Here is a 21,691-nt window from a genome sequence, read left to right on the forward strand (position 1 = left end):
ACTATGCCTCTGACAACCAGACCTGCCGCCGGCGGAGGATCCTGGCCTATTTCGGCGAAGTCTACGAAAAGAAGTCGTGCGGCGCCTGCGATGTCTGCTGCGGGGAGCGGGAAGCTGTTGACCTTACCCAAGAGGCCCTGGCCATCCTTACCGCCATCGAGCAGACCGGGGAACGTTTCGGCGCTGTTCACCTTACCGACATTGTCAAAGGGGCCAACACGCAAAAGGTTCGTCTGTATAAGCACAACCGGCTTTCGATTTACGGGGCTGGAAAGCAGGAGGATAAGAGTCATTGGAGAAAGGTCATTGACAATCTCCTGTCCTTAAATTTTCTTACCCAGGCGGAAGGGGAGTATCCGATCCTCCAGCTCACGCCGGAAGGGCAGGCGGTGCTGGAAGGCCGGCGAACCGTAACCATCATGAGAGAACGAAAGGCGCCCGAAGGGAAGGTCCTGGCAGTCAAGGCCGACGAATTCAGGCAAGGGCTTTTCGAACGTTTGCGCGCCCTCCGGCTTCGTCTGGCTGCAGAGAAAAAAGTTCCCCCCTATGTGATCTTCTCCGATCGCTCTCTCCGGGAGATGGCCGATCTTCTGCCCGGCACAAAAAACGGCTTTTTGCAGATTCACGGCGTGGGTGAGACCAAATGGGTGCTTTACGGCCAGACCTTTATCGACGAGATCAAGGCTTACGGGGTGGCGAATACCGGTCCTGATGACCCGGCCCCGGAAGTGGATCCTCTGCCTCTTTCGGGTCGGGTCGGGCCGCAAAGGAGTTCCACCATCGAAGAGACCTTTGGACTGGTGGAGCAGAACCTTTCCATCGAGCAGATCGCCTTCAGGAGGAATCTGACCGAGCGCACTATTGCCCTGCATCTGGAACAACTGATCCTGGCCGGAAGAGAAATCCCCTTCGACCGGTTTGTCCGGCCGGAGGCGCGAAAAGAGGTGGAAGATCTGCTCAAACGATCCGACCTCACTCTGCTAAGAGAGATCGTCGAACAAGCTTCCATTCCCGTCACTTATGACGAGGCCCGATTGGTCCGCGCCTGGGTCAAGTCGAGAAGGCAAAGATAGTAGGACCGCTCCATCCGGAACATTGCTTTTTCCGGATAGGACCTAATCCTTTTAAGTCATCGCCGCAGTGCCCCGCGGCTAAGCTCATGGTGGCGAAGAACTGGCACCAATCATATCAGAATACATAATAATGAACCAATTGTTTGGTCAGGGCAATGAGGTCTTCCAGCAGGACGAATTCATCGGCCCCATGGGCTGCGGTTATGCCCGGACGAAGCAGACCGCAACAGGCCACCTGTGGCTGTTCGGCCCGGAGGGTCTCCAGGACTATTCCTAAATCTGATGAAGCGGTGATCCCTCCTCGAAGGAAATGCTGATATCCCCACACAGCGGCAGCGGCGGCCTGCATCTTCTTGACCGCCTCGCTGTCAGGATCGATCACCACCGGGGAATACAAATTATAATAGTCTACCTTAAGGTCCAGCAGTTTTGATTTTGCCTTCCCCTTTTTTACGGCAGTCTCAATTTCCGCTATCACTTCTTCGTACTTCTCCTCCGGGATATAACGGCGGTTGACAGTCAGACGGCACTCCCCGGGAACGACATTATCCTTAAACCCACCGCGAAGGATCGTGAGATTGAACATGGGGGTCATCTTATCCGAAGGGGCGCCGGGTATAGGAAGGGCCGGGATGCGGGAGGTTTTCTTTTCCACCTGTTTTTTAACATCTATGAGGGCTTGCATCACCGGGACCATCTCCTCAACCGCGTTGACTCCCATCCAGTTCATCCCCGAGTGACAGGTCCTGCCAAGGGCCAGGATATCAACCCGGGCCGCCCCGTTAACGCCGATCAGCGTGGCCGGTGCGACGGCCGCCAATTCCCCCCAGACCAGGTGGTTCGAAAAATAGCCCTCTTCGGCCAGATAGCGGGCCCCCGGATAGACCCCCACCTCTTCATCGGTGCAAAAACAGCATTCCATTTGGAAGCGGGGTTCAAGTCCCATCGCCCGAATCACCCGGGCCGCCCCGAGAAAGGCGGCTATGGACCCTTTCATATCCACCGCCCCGCGACCGTAGAGCTTTCCTTCCTTGACCGTTCCGGCAAAAGGATCGACCGTCCAGCGGTCGTCCACGGGAACGACGTCCAGGTGGCCGTAAAAGGAACTCCGCGGGTGGTTGCTCTTCTGGACGCCCACCAGGTTGACCCTCTCCCCGGAAAGGGATTCGGGGATTTGGCGGTACTTTTCCTCAGGCACCGACACCCGGCGGGTTTCGAAGCCAAAGGATCGAAGCTCCGGTTCAAGGATGTCCACCAACTTCCCATAATTTTCTCCCGGCGGGATGCAGGTGTTCACGGCAATCATGGCCTTGAGGATGTCGATAAGGTAATTTTTTTCCTGTTCAACCCGTAAAAAGGCCTCTTTATGATCCATAGTAAATGCCTCCGGTTTTGTTTTCAAACCTTTGAACTCATCTTTTAACACTACCTGGTCTCTTTTTTACTTGTTTCCTGCTAAAAGTCAACAATTGATCGGTCCACCCGGCCGACAAGGGTCGGAATTATGAAGCTATCGCCTAATGTCCTGAAAAAAGCAAGCCCCGATTCTTATTTGACATAAAGACTTTTTGTATCAGTTTAGCTTTTTGAAAAACTATTTTTCACCGCAGAGACGCCAAGAACGCAAAGGGGAAATAATTTTTCCTTTCTGTTGAGAGGACAGAAAGGAAAGCTTCCGCAACCCTCCGGGGTGTAGGCCCCTCCGGGCCGGAAGCCCTCCGGGACGGAGTCCAGAGTTGTTTTGTACAATCCCGCCTCTCACGGGATTGTACAATAATGATTCTCTCTGCGTACTTCGCGGCTTTGCGGTGAACAACGCGTTCTTTTCAAATCCCTAAAGTGTTACGACTTTTTTGATATCGCCACTCAAAAAGACTATATTTACTTCGGTTAAGATAGATCAGGGGCATCGGAGTAAAAGCCGACCAGAGGTTTATGTTTCCCACGGGTAGTTCATTTTAAAAAATACTTGACTTTTATTGTTTGGTGTAATAAAAGTCAACTTAAATAATTGAACAGTGTTAAATTAACATAGTTCATAAAACTAACAAAAGATTACGTCGAAATATTTGATGTCCTTACCGGGTTCCATCATTTTCAACCTGGGCATTAAAGATTAAGGGAACTTCTATGAAAAAAACTGCTTTATATGAACGTCACGCGCTGTTAGGGGGGACTATTGTTGATTTTGGCGACTGGGCCATGCCGGTGCAGTATACCAAGGTCATCGAAGAGCACAATGCAACGCGCCATCGTGCCGGTCTGTTTGATATCTGCCATATGGGGGAGATCGAGATCAAGGGCCGTCAGGCCTTTGATCTTCTGCAGCTCGCTCTGAGTCGGAATCTTCAAAACCAATATCCGGGCCAGATGAAACTCGGCCTTCTGCTGAATGCGCAGGGAGGCATTATGGATGATGTGACTGTATATCCCCTGAAAGAGGATGCTTATCTTCTGGTCACCAATGCCGCCACAAAAGACAGGGATTATCAGTGGCTGCAAAAAATTAAACAGGAAAAAGGATTCGATGAGGTCAGCATCATGGATATATCGGATAGGACAGGCAAACTCGATCTCCAGGGCCCCGTCTCTGAGGCCATTCTGCAGAAAGTTGTGCCGGAGCCACTGAACGAATTAAAATATTATCATGCCCTGCACACCAGCGTGTCCTCTATACCTGCTATGATCTCCCGCAGCGGGTATACCGGCGAGGATGGATTTGAAATCTACGCCGCCGCTGAAAAGATCGGTAACCTCTGGGATGATTTACTGGATGTCGGGGGCAGCTACGGGTTGCGGCCGGTCGGTCTGGGGGCGAGAGATACCCTGCGCCTGGAAGCGGGCCTGATGCTCAATGGCGCCGAAATGGATGAGACGGTCACGCCATACGAAGTCGTTTACGGATGGATTACCAATATGGAGAAGGGTTTTATTGGGAAAGCCGCTCTGGAGCAGTTGAAAAGAGAGGGGTTTAATCGGAAACTGGTCGGCTTTACCATGACGGACCGCGGCATTGCCCGGCATGGTTACAAGGTTTTTATGGAAGGCCAAAAGGTGGGCTATGTGACCTCGGGGACTTTTTCCCCGACTTTGGGTAAGGCTATCGGACTGGCTTTTGTTCCTCCGGTCTGTCAAGAGCCGGGGACGGTCATCGAGATTGAGATCCGGAACAATCGGGCCAAGGCCCGGATTGTTTCCCTCCCTTTCTACAAGAGAAAGAGATGAGGCCGGTCGCCCCGGCGCATCACCGGGGTCCTGACGCCTAAGGGGGATAAAAAGCGGCAGCAGGTTGCAAGCATCGCCGTAAAAATCACACATAAGGAGAAATAGTATGTCAAAAGTGAATCCGACAGACCGGAAATATTCAAAAGATCATGAGTGGATTCTCGACCATGGAGATGGCATAGCAACCTTAGGCATTACAGACCATGCCCAGGAATTGCTCACGGACATCGTCTATGTGGAATTACCTGAGATAGGGAAAAAGGTAACCTCCGGGGATGCGATAGCCGCCGTTGAATCCGTAAAATCCGTTTCGGACATCTTTTCCCCGATCAGCGGCGAGGTGATCGATGTCAACAGGAAGCTGGAAGCCAGCCCGAATCTGATCAACGCAGATGCCTTTGGAGAGGGCTGGATCGTAAAGTTGAACATGGACGACGCAGCAGCAGGCAGCGCCCTCATGAACGCCGACGAATATGAATCGATGATTGTCGCCGACAGACAATAAGGGGGCAGGCGATGGATTACGCACATTATATCCCCCACACCCCGGATGATGAAAAAAAAATGCTGAAGGCCGTGGGTGTTTCATCTCTCAATGACCTTTTTGCCGATATCCCATCGGAGCTTCGGCTGACGCGTCTGCTGAATCTTCCCGCCCCCCGGTCGGAACAGGAGGTGTTCGGCCTGATGCACGAACTCGGCAACCGGAATGTCGTTCCGGAGATCTGTCTAATGGGAGCCGGCGCCTATCATCATTATATCCCGTCCGTTGTCGGGCATATCCTGTCCCGTTCCGAATTTTACACGGCCTATACCCCCTACCAGGCGGAGATCAGCCAGGGGATTCTTCAGGCTATCTATGAATATCAGACCATGATAGCGAGGCTCACAGGCCTGGATGTGGCCAACGCATCCATGTATGATGGCGCCTCCGCCATGGCTGAGGCGGTCATACTGGCCACCAAGACCTTAAATCGACGGAAAATCATTATGATGCGATCCATCCACCCGGAGTACCGGCAGGTCGTCAGGACCTATGCCCGGGCCAACGGATACGAGGTACTGGAGGCTCCTTTTGGACTATCCGGTCAGGCAGATGGCGGTACCCTGCAACAGATGATCGACAGGGAAACGGCTGCCGTCGTCTTGCAATCCCCTAATTTTTTCGGCGTGATTGAAGATCTCCGCACTATTGCTCCCCTGGTCCATGAGCAGGGGGCGCTTCTGGTTTCCGGTTTTACGGAAGCCACTTCTCTGGGCATCTTATGGCCGCCCGGTGAAATGGGAGCGGACTTAGTCGTTGGCGAGGGCCAGGCACTTGGGAACCCCCTCAACTTTGGCGGCCCTTATCTGGGCATCTTTGCCGCCAGGGACACTTTTCTTCGCAAAATACCCGGCCGCCTGGCAGGCACCACGACCGATAAGGACGGCCGGCGGGGATTCGTGTTGACCTTGCAGACCCGGGAACAGCACATCCGGCGAGAGAAGGCGACGTCCAATATCTGCTCCAATGAGGCCCTCTGCGCCCTGGCCGCGGCCGTCTATCTGGCCTGTCTGGGAAAAAACCTCAGGCGGCTTGCCGAGATCAATCTCCAGAAGGCCCATTATTTAAAAACCCGGCTATCGGAACTGAGAGGTTGGGCGCCTGTCTTTCCCGGACCTGTATATAACGAGTTTCTTATGGTTTGCCCCGATCCCCAGAGGATCAACCAGAAGCTCCAGGATTCGGGTATCATTGGCGGCTATATTGCCGGTAACGATTATCCGGAACTGAAAAAAACCCTTCTGCTGTGCGCCACGGAAATGCTTTCAAAAAGACAGATCGATAAGCTGATCGGGATCATAACCTAGGGGTTTTGGGGAAACCCGTTCGGGAGCAAACCGGCAGGATGACGCAATTTTCTTGAGTAAGGAGATTTACGGATGGAACTGATATTTGAAAAGAGCCGACCGGGACGCAAGACAGATAGTGTGCCCCCATGCGATGTTCCGGAAATGCCGATAGAGTCCTTGATTCAAGAGGACCTTCTTCGTCAGAACCTCGACCTGCCCGAATTGGCGGAAGTGGATCTGGTGCGCCATTACACCACGCTTTCCCGGCGGAATTTTGGGGTAGATATGGGATTCTACCCCCTCGGTTCCTGCACCATGAAATACAATCCCAAGATCAACGAAGATATGGCCAGTCTTCCCGGCTTTACAGCTCTTCATCCCTATGCACCGGCGGGTTTTTCCCAGGGCAACCTGCAGATCATGTACGAACTGCAACACTATCTCTCGGAGATTTTCGGTATGGCCGATTTTTCTCTCCAGCCCGCTGCCGGCGCCCATGGCGAATTGTCAGGGATCATGATCCTCAAGAAATACTTTGAAAAACGGGGAGAAAGGCGCGATCGTATCCTGATTCCCGATGCCGCCCACGGGACGAATCCGGCCTCGTGCGCCCTTTGCGGCTACCGGACCGTTACCCTCCGCACTAATGATGAAGGCTCTATCGACCTATCCCACCTTGAGAAACTCATGACGGGGGATGTGGCCGGGTTGATGCTCACGAACCCCAACACCCTCGGGCTCTTTGAACGGAATATCGAGCGGGTCCAGGCCATTGTTCACGGGAAAGGAGGCCTTCTTTACGGCGACGGGGCCAACGCCAACGCCTTCCTGGGGAAGACCCGCCCGGGCGATCTCGGTTTCGACGTCATCCACATCAACCTTCACAAGACATTCTCGACACCTCACGGCTGCGGTGGCCCCGGCAGCGGCCCCATCGGCGTCGGAAGAGACCTTGTCGATTATCTGCCTGTTCCCCGTGTGGTTAAGACAAATGGTGGTTATGGCTTCAGGTACGACTATCCCGAGAGCATCTGCCGGGTGAAGGCCTTTTACGGGAATTTCAACGTGCTTGTTAAGGCTTACACCTATCTCCGCACCCTGGGGCCGGAAGGCCTCCGGCGGGTCAGCGAGATCGCTGTCCTCAATGCCAACTATCTCAAGGAACGTCTCAAGCCTTATTATGATCTGGCCTATGACCGGATCTGCATGCACGAATGTGTATTTACAGGCAGACGTCAGGTGAAGGAAAAGGGCGTCCACACCGCAGATATTGCCAAACGGCTCCTCGATTACGGTTATCACCCGCCGACAATCTACTTTCCTCTAATAACACCGGAGGCGATCATGATCGAACCGACGGAAACGGAGAGCCTGGAGACGCTGGATGGATTCTGTGACGCCATGATCCGGATTGCCGAAGAGGCCCGGGAGACTCCCGAACTGGTCAAGTCCGCGCCCCTGACGACACCTGTCAAGCGCCTCGATGATGTCAAGGCGGCCCGTGAACCCGATGTCTGCAGGAGGGATTGTTAAGATGACCAACGAAATGATCCAATAAAATACTGGCATTGTGATTTATATGGCGACTACCGTGAAAGAGATCGGGTAAAATAGTTCTTGACAAATAAATTTTTTGAGGATACATGTTCAATAAATATTGAACTTTGTTAAATTAACTATGTTCATTTTAGTTATCTAATAATTTCTACGTCATCGGGTTACCATGCCAAAGGCACCAAGAACAGCGGAAGAAGTTGACTTAGTTAAACAGGCAATACTCACCAAGGCCCTCCAGTTGATCGTCGATGAGGGATATAATAAGCTCAGCATGAGAAAAATTGCCTCACGATTGGGCATCACCGCCGCTAATATCTATAACTATTTTGCCAGCAAAGAAGAAATTAACCTGTGGATAAGGATAAAGGGTTTTGAAATCATGGATACCATGCTTTCAAAGTCCAATGATGAAAAAAAATCTCTCGTCGATAATCTGCGAGGACTCCTCAGGGCCTACTTTGAATTCGGAACCGCCTATTCCGAATATTATGACATCATATTTAACCTCCGCACGCCAAAAGTAACCGACTACATCGGTACGGAATTTGAAGAAATCGCCATGACAAGACTACGGGTGTCCGGCAGGAGATGCCTTAATCACTTTCTTCAAATCGTAGAAAAGGTTTTCCTATCAAAGGATAAACTTCCGGAGAATTTCACCCTTTATAAAACCACTCAGTTATGGTCAGATATGCATGGCCTGGTCAGCCTGTATAACAGCAATCAAATCCAGCAGGTTGTCGATAATCCAAAAGAGTTCATCGACTCCCGTATCGAAGCCTTGATTCGGGAATTACTTGGAAAAAAGAGACTGAAATTAATTTTATAAGCGGCTGAAGACCTGCTTCGCACGACAAAAAAAAATATTGAGAGGAGGAAGGTATTGTTTTGCCATTAACATTAACACTGTTAAATTAACGATGATAAACAAAAACCCTGTAAACAAAGATAAGGAGGCGATATGGACAGGATAAGGGTAAGAGAAGCGGACAAGATCGAAATCGTCGTACTGGTTGACAACTACTCCGACTTATTCCTCCCGGATTCAGATGTGGTCAAACGACTGCGGGTGATGCCGCCAGGCGGGCCCTTGTCGGAGCCGGGATTGTCCTATCTCATAAAAGTGCATGGCGGTTCGGAGGCCCACACGTTGTTGTTTGATACGGGTATTTCGGGAACATGCCTGCTTCACAACGCCCAGACCTTTGCTTTGAGCAGGGCTGTGATGCTGGGGGAAGTGGGAGCAGATTTTAAAAGCATCGAGGCCGTTGTCCTGAGTCACGGGCACTTTGACCACTTCGGCGGCCTGCTGGGGTTCCTTGGACAGGCCAGGAAGGGGCTGCCGTTGTTCTTGCACACGGGCGCCTTTGTCTCCCGCCGTTTTCAGATGAACCCACAGCTCCGGATTGATCTGCCCGGGATGGATGAAATGGCCCTGACAAGAACGGGCGCAAACTTGCAAAAGATAGAAACCACCTCGACTATCGCCTCCGGCCTTATTTTGCTTTCGGGGGAAGTGGAGCGGCAGACGGACTTTGAAAAGGGCATGCCGGGCATGGAAGCCAAGATCGGTAATGAGTGGATTCCGGACCCTTTTTACGACGATCAGGCTATGGCTGTAAACTTAAAGGGCCGCGGCCTGGTAGTGATCGGGGGGTGCTCTCATGCCGGGATCATCAACACGGTTAAATATTTCCAAAAGGTCTCAGGCCTAGACAAGGTCCATGCGGTCCTGGGCGGATTTCACCTTTCAGGGGAAAATGAAAGGCTCATCGACCCCACGATCAGGGCGATGAAAGCCATCGGCCCCGACTACGTGGCACCCATGCACTGCACCGGGTGGAAGGCAGTCAACAGGTTTGCCCAGGAGATGCCGGATCAGTTTTTACTGACCAGTGTTGGCACAACCTTCCTCCTCTGAAAAGACAGATGCCTTGCAAAAAAGAAAAAGCCTTAATGGCAAGCGGTAAGCGGGGTAATAGGCAGGTAGAAAAAGTGCAGACCATCCCTGTCCCCTTCGAAGGGGCATCCAGGAAAATCCTCATTGCTGACCGGAAAAAAGAAAGGAAGAAAAAATGGATGCAAGTTTAGACATTCTCCTTGAAAACACCAGAGTGATTGATGGAAGCGGGCAAGGGGCCTTTAAAGGTGATGTGGGCGTAAAGGGAGACCAGATAACCTATGTGGGCTGCTCGGAAAAGCTTGAAGCAAAGACCAGAATTTCCGGAGAGGGCCTATATCTTGCTCCGGGCTTCATTGATGTACACGCCCACTATGATAACGTCATTTTTTATGATCCCGTTAACTTCTGCAAGCTTTCCCAGGGTGTCACGACAGAGATTTCAGGCAATTGTGGCATCTCCATGGCCCCTGTGTCAATCCATCCCCCCCACCGAACGCTCTGGAAAACTTTCCTTGAACGCGCCACGGGAAGTAAAATGCCTGACAACATAGAAGAATATACTTCCTATGATAAGTATTTCAAAGATGTCGAGAAGCTGAGCCTAGCCATCAATGTAGCCTATCTTGTGGGGCAGGGCGCAGTCAGAACCGCTGTCATGGGTTTTGAAAACAGGCCGGCAACCAGTGCAGAACTTGACCACATGAAAGGGTTGGTTAGAGATGCCATGAGTTGTGGGGCCCTCGGATTATCCACCGGCCTGATTTTTCCTCCTGGAATCTTTACACCGCAATATGAATTAGTGGCCCTATGTAGGGTCGTTCGGGAGTATGGCGGCGTATACACAACGCATATGAGAAATGAGGCCCAATATGTTATGGATTCACTCAAAGAATCCATAGAGTTAGCAAGACAAGCCGATATTCCGGTTCAAATTTCCCATTTCAAGATCAATGGCAAACCCAATTGGGGATTATCTTCCAAGGCCCTGGAGTTGATAGAAAAGGCTATCCAGGAGGGCGTCAACATCTCCGTAGACATGTATCCGTATACCGCAGGATCAACCCCCTTAAATTTTGTGATTCCTCCCCGTTACTCAGAGGAAGGAACAGCGAAGATGATAGAGATTCTTTCAGATAAAAAAAACTGGCCAACCATTGAAGAAGAGATGCTGAATCCGAAGGACGGCTGGGACAGCTACCTCCTCAACTGTGGCTATGAGGGGATTATTATCATGAGTGCGACTGCAACACCGGATGCCGTAGGAAAAACAATCCTACAGTACGCAAAAGATAAGGGTATCAAGCCAATCGAAGCCCTATTCGACATCATGGTTAAGAATGAAGGGCAAGGGGTCGCGGCCTGGTTTATGATCGGGGAAGAAGACCTGCAGAATATTATGAAGTCTCCGTATACCATGTTCGGCACGGATGGTGTTCCTGTTCCCGAGGGGGCTACCACACACCCCCGGATTATGGGGTCCTTCCCCAGGGTATTGGGTCAGTATGTCAGGGAAAAAGGGGTGCTGCACCTGGAGGAAGCGGTGAGCAGGATGACCTCCCTCCCGGCCAAGAAATTCGGTCTCAAAACAAAAGGTCTCATCAGAGAAGGCTGGGATGCCGATCTGATTTTGTTCGATGCCGATAAAATCAGAGATCGCGCTGATTTTTCAAACTGCTTTGCTCAGAATCAGGGCATCAAATTGGTCGTGGTCAATGGCCAGATAGTAATCAGTGAGAACAGTTTTATTGGAAATTATGCCGGACGATTGTTAAGAATCTAACCAAACCACCCCAACCCGGACCAGCCTGAACCAAGATTTTGGATATACAAAACATGTTAAAAAAACCTCAATTGGTCCGGGTCCAAGGTGTGTTCTTTAAGAAATTCTATCCATTTTGCGTAGAATTATATTCTTTAGTTACTAAAAGGAGGAATTGATCATGGCTAATTGGAAGTATCGAAAAACTGTATTGATCCTGATGTTTATCGCCTGGATGATCTGCTATCTTGACCGGATGATCATGTCTGTATCCATCCCCTTTATTGCAAAGGACTTTGGGTTGTCACCCGTATCAATGGGGGTTGTCATGAGTGCATTTCTGCTGGGGTATGCCCTTTTGCAGATCCCCGGCGGCGTTTTGGCAGACAAATTCGGCGCCTCTAAAGTCATTGTTATTGCTTTGATACTGTGGTCGCTCTTTACAGGACTGACAGGGATTGCATCATCGCTGACGATGTTATTGGTCATCCGGGTGTTGTTCGGGGTAGGTGAAGGCCTGTTTCCGGGACCTTATTATAAAATCATTGCCACCTGGTTCCCCATGAAAGAAAGAGCAACGGCCAATGGTATTGCCTATTCTTCTCAACCGTTCGGTATTGCCATTGCCTCTGTTGTCGGCGCCAGCCTTATCGTGCTATACGGTTGGCGTACCCTTTATTTCATCCTGGCCGTACCCGGAATTCTGATTGCCCTGGCCTTGTGGTTTTATGTGGCGGATACGCCGGAAAAGAGCAGGTATGTATCTGAAGAAGAGTTGAAAGATTTTGAAGACGGCGCCTCAGGGGATAAGGGTAATCAACCAAAGGCCTCTTATGCCAGTATCATGAGAGTCCCTATCGTCTGGCAATTATCCGTGGTTTTTTTCTTTTTCCTCATTGCCAACTGGGGATACATCGCCTGGCTTCCCAGTTATTTGATCAAGCAGCGAGGATTTACCACAATGGGGATGGGTATTGCAACCGCCCTGCCTTTTCTGGCTGCTGCGGCAGGGATGGCTGTTGGAGGGTTTATTTCCGATAAATTCTTCCCGGGGAAAAGAAAAACATACTTCTGCACCAGCATGCTCCTATCCGCCGTATTCTGCTATGTTGCAACCGGTGCTGAAACCGCCAACGTCTGTGTCATCTTTTTAACGGCCAGCGGTTTCTTCCTGGCCACGGGCATGGCAGCCTTCTGGGCCGTTCCGATGAACACCATTCCCAAAGAGGTCATGGGGTTGGCTTCCTCTATCATCAGCTTCTTTGGAATGGTAGGCGGCTTTTTGGCTCCTATTGCAATTGGCTATTTTATTCAAGCCTCCGGTGGCAACTACAATTATGCATTGGGTACGATTATATTTGCGCTGGTCGCTACCGTGCCGGCCATGCTCGCAGTTAACACAGGTGGAAAGCTCAAAACCAAGAACCCCTAAGATCAGAAAGAGGAAATTTAGAAAGAAATTCTTTAAGTTATCAGTGTTGACGGCTAAGTAAAAAAGGAGGTTTTATGGCTATGGAAAAAAGTTGGTATCGTTTTTATGATCAGGGGGTTCCCTACGCCTTCGAGTATCCGGAAATGTCCCTCAAGGAGCTGTTCAATAAGATCTATATTTGTTGCAAATACGGGTTTGGCTATATTACTTAAAAAGGCGCTCTATTTCGGCTCCGGATGGCGGGACTGGAATGCAGTATTGATAATTACTCTCTTTTTCTGATATGATGTCCTTTAAATTTTTTCCCAGATGGAAAGGATATTAAAAAATGACCATGAAAATTCTGATTTGTGACGGGCTCGATGAAAGCGGGCTGGATTTGCTTCGATCAACGGAAGGCCTGGAGGTCGATACCCCTGAGCAATTGAGCCTGGAGCAGATCGCCGATCGATTGCCGCAGTACGACGCTATGATTATTCGGAGTCGCACCAGGGTCACAGAAAAGATGCTCCAAAGGGCCGACAGGCTGAAGGTGATCGGCCGGGCCGGAACCGGGGTGGACAATGTCGATCTTCCCTCGGCCAGCGACAAGGGAATCCTGGTCATGAATACTCCGGGGGCCAATGCCATGGCCGCGGCCGAACATACCCTGGCCCTGATGCTGGCCCTGGCCCGGCACCTGCCCCAGGCGGCCCAATCCGTGCGCGAAGGCCGGTGGGAGAAAAAACGGTTTCTCGGGACCGAGATTTGTGAGCAGACCCTGGGCGTAATCGGTCTGGGAAGAATAGGTTCTATTGTGGCCGATCGGGCCATGGGGATGGGTATGGAAGTAATCGGCTTTGACCCCTATATCACTCCCGAAGCCGCAACTAAAATGGGGGTAACCTGGGTTGCCTTGGACGATCTCCTGGCCCGGAGTGATTTTATCACCCTCCACACCCCCCTGACCAAGGAGACGGACCGGATCATCAACCGGTCGGCCATCGCCAGAATGAAGCCTGGCGCCCGGATCATCAATTGCGCCCGGGGCGGTTTGATCGATGAAGAGGCCCTTTACGAAGCACTCCAGGAGGGGCATATCGCCGGCGCAGCCCTGGATGTCTTCTCTTCCGAACCTCCGGTCAACCATCCCCTGGTGGCGCTTTCAAACGTGATTGCCACCCCCCACCTGGGGGCTTCCAGTATACAGGCCCAGACCAATGTGGCCCGGGCTATTGCCACCCAATTGATCGACTATCTCCTGCGGGGGGTTATTCGAAATGCCGTAAACTTTCCCAACATCGGCGCCAAGGCCTTTTACCCGTTGCGTCCCTATCTGATCCTCGCAGAAAAATTAGGGTCTCTCCAAGGGCAGTTGAGCACTTTTGTGGAAAGGTTGGAAGTTGAAACCAGCGGCCCGGATCTGGAGGGGCTGCCCTTGGAACCCATTACTCAGACGGTTATCAAGGGATTTCTGGAGCCGGTGTTGGCGGAAAAAGTCACCCCGGTCAATGCCCCGATTTTGCTCCAACGCCGGCAAATCGAACTGATCACGTCTTCCACCTCCGATACGGGCGGCTATTCGGGCATGATCATGGTCCGGGCCACGGGAAAGGGCCAAGTCTCATCGGCCCGGGGTACGGTTTTCCCCGGAGAAGGCCCCCGCCTTATCCTTCTCAATACGTATCGTCTGGAGGCCGAGCTGGAAGGCATTAATCTGATCATCCAAAATCTGGATAAGCCCGGAGTCATCGGATTGATCGGGTCTACCCTGGGTGATTTTCAGGTCAACATTGCCGACATGCACCTGAGCCGGACCCCGGTAAAGGATCGGGCCATGTCCATCATCCGGATAGACGAAGAGGCTCCCGCCTCCGCCCTGGAGAAGCTTCGCCAACACCCGAATATTCTTTCTGTGCAACAGGTGAGATTATAAAAATTCAGGATTCAAGGGGTCAAGGGAAAATGGGTCGATCTTTGGACCAGGTTGGGTGGGAGGAGTGAAACGGAACTCACCAGTTTTAGGTCGGATGTCTATGGGTCTTTTTCATGATCCCCAGATAAACACTCATTCCCTTCCCCACGTGAAGGATTCCGGCCTGGAAGGACCTACGACCGGGGAGGGGCGTCCGGCCGAATAATACCCGGAGGAATTCCAGCCAAGAGGGTAGTCGCCTAAACCCCGGTGTGGGGAGGGTAAGGTGGGTGAATGAAATGGAAAGGGCGGGGACTCTTCCGGCCCCCGGGCTGTTAAAAACAAGCGATCACTGGAGCAATTTATGGTTGATATTCAACCATTGACCGGTTAAAATACAACCATGCTTAAGAGAAATATTACCCCCTTTCTCCTGGAAGCCTTAACAGATACCCCCGTGGTTATGCTGACGGGCGCTCGGCAAACAGGGAAAAGTACCTTGGTCCGCTGGTTGAATTCTGAAGGGCATCCTGCCCGTTATCTTACCTTCGATGATGCCGTTGTTTTATCTGCCGCCCGTCACGATCCAGCCGGGTTCCTCTCCAACCTGGACGGCCCCGTCGTTTTAGATGAAATTCAAAGGGTGCCGGATCTTTTCTTGGCTATTAAGGCCGAAGTGGATCGCCATCGTCAACCCGGGCGATTTCTGCTCACCGGTTCAGCCAATGTCCTGCTACTGCCCTCTCTTTCCGAATCCCTTGTCGGCAGGATGGAAATCCTTACCCTCTGGCCTTTTTCCCAAGGTGAAAAAGAAGGTCTTTCGGAAGGATTTGTCGACGGTGTTTTCAAAGAAAGCCTGCCGGCCTTAACCGGGAAACCAACCAGCCGCAGAGATCTTCTGGCTAAAAAAATTTTGCTTGGGGGTTTTCCGGAAATTCTTAGTCGACCGCTGGAATCCCGTCGCAGGGCCTGGTTCCGTTCTTATATTTCCACAATCCTCCAACGGGAGGTGCGCGATTTGGCCCAGATTGAAGGGCTTACGGTGCTGCCCAGATTGCTTTCTCTGCTGGCGGTTCGAAGTACTTCTTTGCTAAATTTTTCCGAACTTTCCCGTAGCACCGCCATTCCCCAAACGACTCTTAAACGCTATATGAGTCTTTTAGAGGCCACTTTTTTAATCCAAACCCTTTCACCCTGGTCTGGGAATTTAAGCAAAAGGCTGGTCAAAGCGCCCAAAATCTTCTTAACGGATACGGGATTGATGGCCCATCTTTTAGGATTAAGGGCGGATCAGGGGGTTGCTGAAGACTCCTATTCAGGCACCCTTCTTGAAAATTTTGTGATTATGGAGCTCCGTAAACAAATTTCCTGGAGTCAGGAACGGCCTCAATTATATTATTTCCGAACCCAAACAGGTCAGGAGGTAGATATCATTTTGGAGGACGCCCAGGGCCGGATAGTAGCCATTGAGGTTAAGGCCAGTACCACCGTCAGTGCCAGAGATTTTAATTCAATTCAATATCTTTCCGAACAAGTTGGGGAAAAATTTTATCGGGGCCTGATACTATATACTGGCCAAGAGTCCATTCCCTTCGGCCACAGATTACAAGCCTTGCCGGTGGATGCATTATGGAGACTCCCTGATCATGGCATTGATTCGGACCACGCCGGTTGATTGAATTTGCAGTGGAATGAATAAAAGAAGGGGGGCAAGAGGAGCCTGAGGCAGAGGACTTGAGAGATCTGTCGGCCCCTCCTGGAAATAGACTCGAGTCGCTTCGTGGAAACCGCCTTGGGCAATATAGTATTCGCATCAACGATCAGTGGAGGATCTGCTTTCGGTGGATAGATGGAAAAGCCACAAAGGTTGAGATTGCAGATTATCATAAATGAAAGGAAAAGCATGAAAACACTTTCCCCTGTTCATCCCGGAGAGATATTGTCGGAAGACTTTATGAAACCGCTGGGCTTAAGCCAGTATAGAGTAGCTAAAGATATAGGTGTTTCTCCCCTGCGCATCAGTCAAATCATTCGCGGAAAACGTTCGATTACCGCCGACACGGCGTTAAGGCTGGCCCGTTATTTAGGCACCAGTGCGGTTGTCTGGTTGCGATTACAGGCACGTTATGATCTGGAAACGGCCGAAGCCCAAATATCAAAACGCATTAAACGCGAAGTCACGATCTTAAAACAGCCTTCGTTGGCGGGAATGAAATAGGGTTCCGTATCAGCTAATTTTTTTAACCATCACTCCTATTATAACCCTTTTGTCGTCTCCTAATCCTTTTCATCGCTTAACCCTTTCATAAACCGCTTAATCGTCTAAAATGAACTAAAAAACATCAGGAAGTAGGATGATGAACTCGTAAAAAGTCGTCACCCCCGGTGAAAGCCGGGATCCAGGAGATTTATAATCGGCTAAAACTACTGGATGCCGGCTTTCGCCCTCCGGGGCATAGAGCCCTCCGGGACGGAGGCCGGGATGACGCAATGCGAGTTTCAGCGACTTTTTGCGAGGTTTTCAAAGATTACAAACCGTATTTTTTTTACAAAGCACTTAAGGACTTTTGGGAATAGCAAAACCTTTAAATAAGGGGCAATGAGGATCATGGCTTTAATTGAAATGGAAAACATAAAAAAAGATTATTTCCTGGGGGAAACCGTTGTCCAGGCCCTTCAGGGGATCGACCTCAAAATCGATCAGGGAGAATTTGTGGCCATCTGGGGACCGTCCGGTTCCGGCAAGACCACCCTTTTAAACCTGATCGGGGCTATTGATGAACCCACGGAAGGATCCCTGGCCATTGCCGGCCGGGATATTCGTTCCTTATCGGATAACCAGCGAAGCGAACTGCGTAACGAAACCATCGGCTTTATCTTCCAGGGGTTTAACCTGGTTCCGGTCCTTTCCGGCCTGGAGAATGTCATGCTGCCTCTGCAGATCAAGGGGGCCTCATCGGCTGAGGCCAAAGCCAGGGCCATGACACGGCTTAAGGCCGTGGGCCTGGCCGATCTGGTCCACCATCGCCCCTTCAAAATGTCCGGCGGGCAGCAGCAACGGGTGGCCATTGCCCGGGCCCTGGTGACCGATCCCTCTCTGGTGATTGCCGATGAACCGACTGCCAACCTGGATTCGGAAACCGCCCGTATGATTATCGGCCTCATGCGTTCGCTCAATGAAAAAGAAAAGACCACCTTTATCTTTTCCACCCATGACCAGCGGCTTCTGGATCAGGTCGATCGTCTGGTGCGGTTGGAGGATGGGCGGATCGTGGAAGGAGGTGTGCGGCCATGATGAAATGGATGAAATTGGCGGTTCGCAATATCCTCAGGAATAAACGGCGCTCACTGGTCACTTTGCTGGCCATCGGGGTGGGTTTCGCGGCCATCAGTCTCTTTCGGGGCTATGTCAGCAATGTCTATTCCGGACTGCGAACCTCGGCCATCCGGGGTGAGGGTCTGGGGCATCTGACGATCACCAAAGCCGGCTGGCTGGAGAAAGGCAAGCTCGATCCGGAACGGTATATGTTTTCCAAGACGGAAATCGAGAAGGTCATCAAACTGGTCCAGGCCGAAAAAGAAGTCGTCTTGGCCACGCCGCAGATTCAAGTCACCGGAATTGTTTCCAATGGGACCACCTCGACCATTTTTATCGCTCAGGGGGTCGTTCCCAAAGATGATAAGACCATCAAAGGGGCCTGGGCCGCCTTCAGACCGATCAAAGGTGCGGGTTTGGAGGAGAAAAAGGCTTATGGTGTCGAGATGACCCAGGACCTGGCCAAGTATCTCAACCTCACTCCCGGCAAGGACGGGGTGGTCATGGCCACAACTCTGGGCGGCCAGATGAATGCCATGGATATACAGGTTGCGGGGGTCTATGATTCCGGATCGGACGCCACCAATGACAAATATATGCGCTTTACCTATGGGTTCGCCCAATCCCTGGTGGACACCCAGGGGGCGGAAAGGATCGTGGTCCTGTTGGAAGGCTTTCGCCCGACCGAGAAGATGCGAACCCTCCTGCTCACTAAACTGAACCAGGCCGGCCTTCCCTGCGAGATCAAGACCTGGAATGAACTGTCCCTGTTTTATTCCAAGGTCAGGGGGATGTTCGATATGATCTTCATGTTCATCTTCTCCATCGTCCTGGTCATCGTAATCATGAGTACGGTCAACACCATGGGCATGGCGGTTCTGGAGAGGACCCGGGAGATCGGCACTTTGCGGGCCCTGGGCCTGAAGCGCAGAGGGGTATCGATGCTTTTCGCATTGGAAGGCGGCCTGTTGGGACTTTTCGGCAGTCTGATCGGGGTGATATTGCATATAAGCGGCTGGGCGGTCATTCGCACCTTCTCGCCGACCTACACCCCGCCGGGTGTTTCCACGTCGGTGCCTTTGGTTGTCGACCTGGTGCCCCAGGTTTTAGGGCTGTTGATGTTAAGTCTGATTGTGCTTTCTTTGCTGGCGGCCATCATACCGGCCAGACGGGCAGCCAGGCAGAATGTGGTGGAGGCTTTGGGGCATGTGTAGGAATGACGGATGACGAGGGGTGAGGGGTGAGGCATAAGGGGTGGGTCAAACTCTCATGCTTCGTAGGGGGTCACGGAGCATGGAAATATCGAATATCGAATAACGAATATCGAATATCGAAGGAGAATTTAAATCAAAAAAATAAATTCTATTTTCGAACCAAATTTTTTGAAATTATAAAGCGCATAAAACGTTCTACTTATGAGAGGAGAAGATTATGAATATTCAGGTTGATAAACGATATTGGATAGTATTTGTGCTTATGCTCTTTTGCTCTTTGGGTTTTCCCGTTTTCTCCCTTCAAGCGGCCATGAGCCCCCAGGAGATCCTGGCCAAGGCCGATGAAGCACGGGGGACTGCTGAAGGCATCGAATGGGAAATCCGGATTGAATCCATCGAGGGGGGCCGGGAACAACAAAGGACCATCCGGGTAACGGCCAGGAGCTTTAATTCCCTGGCCGAATTTTTGGCCCCGGCCAATGTTAAGGGACAAAAGCTCTTGATGCAGGACCGCAACATGTGGTTTGCCAAACCAGGGCTTTCCAAGGCGGTCCCCATCTCTCCCCGGCAGAAACTGATGGGCGGGGCGGCCAATGGGGACATTGCCTCCACCAACTATGCCGGTGATTATAAAGTCGCCCAGGCTTCGGAAGAGACTGTGGGTGGAGAGCGGTGCCATCTTTTTGATTTGAGCGCGGTGGATAAAAAAGCCACCTACGATCGGATCAAATACTGGATATCCAAAGAACGGTTAGTGGGGGTTAAGGCCGAATTTTACACCGTCTCGGAGAAGATGTTTAAGACCGCTACCTTTGAATATGGAAACAGCCTCACCATCGACGGCCAGCCAAGGGCTTTTATTTCCAAGATGGTCATTACCAGCGCCATCATAAAAGAAGACGTCACCACCATGCTTTATCGTAAGGCCTCGATCAAGAAGGTCCCGGATTCGGTGTTTAATTTGAATCTTTTGACCAAGTGAGGGAGAACGTTCGGCGTTAAGCGTTCGGCGTTCGGCGAGAAAAACAGAAAAAAGTTTGGAGTTCGGAGTTTAGGGTTCGGAGTTCGGAGTTTTGGAGTTTAGAGTTTGGAAAAACGCATCAAGTTTGATGGTCTCGTAAAAACTCGTCATTCCCGCGCAGGCGGGGAATCCAGGCTATATGTAACTAATTAAAAATACTGGATTCCCGTTTTCACGGGAATGACGTAAATCGGCGCTTTTGGACTTATTACGAACGCATCACGTTTGGTTTTTGAAAACAACTGTTTCAACGCAGAGACCCAGAGGTCGCAGAGAAGCCCTTGTCATAGGAGGGCATGAGAGTATAAAATGAGACCCTATTTCTTGAAGAAAATCCATTTTCTTGCCCTTGGTGTTTTAATCCTGGCCTTCTGGCTCTGTTGGCCGAAAATAGGTCAGGCCGGCGAAGAGAAGGCAACAGGCCCTGATGGGTTACAGAAGATATGGGCCGAAAGCTTTTCCTGGGATTTACGGGTCTTGTCCTATGGGACTGTCCAGGAACCGGCCCATTCAACCCAAAATCCGGGAAACAATTTTTTGGAACTGCCCCGTTATTCGGCAAACCTGGAAATACGCCCGGATCTGCGTTTAAAGATGGATTCATTGGACCTCATGGCCAAACCCAGGATGAGACTGGTCCATGATTTCTGGCAGGAAGGGTTTCGCCGTGGTGAAAAACAAGAGAATAATGATGCGTACATCAATGAGTGGCTGGCCAGGTGGAAGCCACGGGAAAATTTATTCCTCTCCTTTGGCCGTGAAAATTTGCAATGGGGACCTTCCTTTCTATTTTCACCTTCAAACCCATTTTTTCAGGACAACGGCCGTCGAAACCCCTACCAGGAAGTGCCGGGCATGGATTTCGGACGCATCGTCTGGATACCGGAAAGCGCCTGGACCTTCTCTTTTATCGCCAATACGGAGGCCGGCCGGAATACCCCTATCGGCCCTGATCCCTTTGAAAAGGCCTATGCCTTGAAGATCGAATATACGGGACGGGAGAATTATGGTTCCTTGATCCTCTCCCATAACGAAGGCTCCCGGAATTCGTTGGGATTTTTTGGCGGCTGGACCGTATCCGATGCCGTTCTGCTTTACGGCGAAGGGGTTTTTACCCAGGGTAATAAGGCCTTATATCCTCAAAAGGATGAGTCCCCTTTCGGCGCCTCCCCGCAAAAGCTCCATCAGGAGGACCAGGCGATTAGGCCGGTCCTTCTGGCCGGGGGTTCTTATACCTTTGAAACCAAGGGGACCTTAACCTTGGAATATGCCTATTATGGGCCGGGATATAATGACGAGGAGGCCGACCGCTTTTATGCCTTGAGGCGCAGGGCCGCAGAGGCCTTCCGCTCCGGGGGCTTTTTGTCAGGGCTGGGGCAAAAGACCCTCGGTCAAACGGTCAACACGGGGTTACGCTTTTTGCGGAAGAACTATGGTTTGCTCCAGTATACCCAGAATAACATC

At 51.2% G+C, this 21,691-nt stretch carries 19 protein-coding genes; 18 read left to right on the plus strand and 1 reads right to left on the minus strand.

Translation table 11 applies throughout. The features are described from left to right. A partial coding sequence (locus HY879_19995; protein MBI5605620.1) for an HRDC domain-containing protein occupies positions 1-1,073 on the plus strand: 1,073 nt, incomplete at its 5' end. Between the two features lie 115 nt (positions 1,074-1,188). Here the strand turns inward: HY879_19995 and HY879_20000 are convergent. Then, on the minus strand, positions 1,189-2,448 hold the full coding sequence (locus HY879_20000) for an ArgE/DapE family deacylase (protein ID MBI5605621.1): 1,260 nt from the start codon (positions 2,446-2,448) through the stop codon (positions 1,189-1,191). Positions 2,449-3,203: 755 nt separating this feature from the next. Between HY879_20000 and gcvT the strand changes: the two genes are divergently transcribed. The 17 genes from gcvT to HY879_20085 form a co-directional block, all read left to right on the plus strand. Beyond that, on the plus strand, positions 3,204-4,298 hold the full coding sequence (gcvT, locus tag HY879_20005) for a glycine cleavage system aminomethyltransferase GcvT (protein MBI5605622.1): 1,095 nt from the start codon (positions 3,204-3,206) through the stop codon (positions 4,296-4,298). 106 nt (positions 4,299-4,404) lie between these two features. Continuing rightward, positions 4,405-4,803 carry a glycine cleavage system protein GcvH gene (gene gcvH, locus HY879_20010; protein ID MBI5605623.1) on the plus strand — a complete coding sequence of 133 codons (399 nt, stop codon included), beginning with the start codon at positions 4,405-4,407 and terminating at the stop codon, positions 4,801-4,803. An 11-nt stretch (positions 4,804-4,814) separates the two neighbouring features. After that, positions 4,815-6,149 (plus strand): aminomethyl-transferring glycine dehydrogenase subunit GcvPA, encoded by a 1,335-nt coding sequence (gene gcvPA / locus HY879_20015; protein ID MBI5605624.1) that lies wholly within the window; start codon positions 4,815-4,817, stop codon positions 6,147-6,149. A 72-nt stretch (positions 6,150-6,221) separates the two neighbouring features. Then, positions 6,222-7,664: an aminomethyl-transferring glycine dehydrogenase subunit GcvPB gene (gene gcvPB / locus HY879_20020; GenBank protein MBI5605625.1), complete on the plus strand. Its 1,443-nt coding sequence runs from the start codon at positions 6,222-6,224 to the stop codon at positions 7,662-7,664. A gap of 190 nt (positions 7,665-7,854) precedes the next feature. Continuing rightward, the gene (locus tag HY879_20025; protein MBI5605626.1) at positions 7,855-8,517 is read left to right on the plus strand and encodes a TetR/AcrR family transcriptional regulator; all 663 of its coding nucleotides are present in this window, start codon (positions 7,855-7,857) and stop codon (positions 8,515-8,517) included. A gap of 132 nt (positions 8,518-8,649) precedes the next feature. Beyond that, a complete protein-coding gene (locus HY879_20030; protein ID MBI5605627.1) occupies positions 8,650-9,609 on the plus strand; it encodes an MBL fold metallo-hydrolase in 960 nt (319 codons plus the stop codon). Positions 9,610-9,763: 154 nt separating this feature from the next. After that, positions 9,764-11,371 carry a D-aminoacylase gene (locus HY879_20035; protein ID MBI5605628.1) on the plus strand — a complete coding sequence of 536 codons (1,608 nt, stop codon included), beginning with the start codon at positions 9,764-9,766 and terminating at the stop codon, positions 11,369-11,371. Positions 11,372-11,531: 160 nt separating this feature from the next. Then, positions 11,532-12,782 carry an MFS transporter gene (locus tag HY879_20040; protein MBI5605629.1) on the plus strand — a complete coding sequence of 417 codons (1,251 nt, stop codon included), beginning with the start codon at positions 11,532-11,534 and terminating at the stop codon, positions 12,780-12,782. A 74-nt stretch (positions 12,783-12,856) separates the two neighbouring features. Beyond that, entirely contained in the window at positions 12,857-12,994 is a 138-nt protein-coding gene (locus tag HY879_20045; GenBank protein MBI5605630.1) for a hypothetical protein, read from the plus strand. 116 nt (positions 12,995-13,110) lie between these two features. Continuing rightward, positions 13,111-14,697, plus strand: coding sequence for a phosphoglycerate dehydrogenase (locus tag HY879_20050; GenBank protein MBI5605631.1), 1,587 nt, complete (start codon positions 13,111-13,113; stop codon positions 14,695-14,697). A gap of 382 nt (positions 14,698-15,079) precedes the next feature. Beyond that, on the plus strand, positions 15,080-16,351 hold the full coding sequence (locus HY879_20055) for an ATP-binding protein (GenBank protein MBI5605632.1): 1,272 nt from the start codon (positions 15,080-15,082) through the stop codon (positions 16,349-16,351). A 20-nt stretch (positions 16,352-16,371) separates the two neighbouring features. After that, positions 16,372-16,569: a type II toxin-antitoxin system RelE/ParE family toxin gene (locus HY879_20060; GenBank protein MBI5605633.1), complete on the plus strand. Its 198-nt coding sequence runs from the start codon at positions 16,372-16,374 to the stop codon at positions 16,567-16,569. A gap of 10 nt (positions 16,570-16,579) precedes the next feature. Next, complete coding sequence (locus HY879_20065; protein ID MBI5605634.1) at positions 16,580-16,894, plus strand: HigA family addiction module antidote protein; 315 nt, start codon at positions 16,580-16,582, stop codon at positions 16,892-16,894. Positions 16,895-17,284: 390 nt separating this feature from the next. After that, on the plus strand, positions 17,285-17,971 hold the full coding sequence (locus HY879_20070) for an ABC transporter ATP-binding protein (GenBank protein ID MBI5605635.1): 687 nt from the start codon (positions 17,285-17,287) through the stop codon (positions 17,969-17,971). Further along, entirely contained in the window at positions 17,968-19,206 is a 1,239-nt protein-coding gene (locus HY879_20075) for an ABC transporter permease (GenBank protein ID MBI5605636.1), read from the plus strand. The genes HY879_20070 and HY879_20075 overlap by 4 nt, the downstream gene beginning before the upstream one ends. Positions 19,207-19,423: 217 nt before the next feature. Further along, a complete protein-coding gene (locus HY879_20080; GenBank protein ID MBI5605637.1) occupies positions 19,424-20,188 on the plus strand; it encodes an outer membrane lipoprotein-sorting protein in 765 nt (254 codons plus the stop codon). Positions 20,189-20,536: 348 nt separating this feature from the next. Continuing rightward, positions 20,537-21,691: hypothetical protein (locus HY879_20085; protein MBI5605638.1), on the plus strand; the 1,155-nt coding region annotated here is incomplete at its 3' end.

It is taken from the genome of Deltaproteobacteria bacterium (assembly GCA_016219225.1).
Taxonomy (GTDB): domain Bacteria; phylum Desulfobacterota; class RBG-13-43-22; order RBG-13-43-22; family RBG-13-43-22; genus RBG-13-43-22.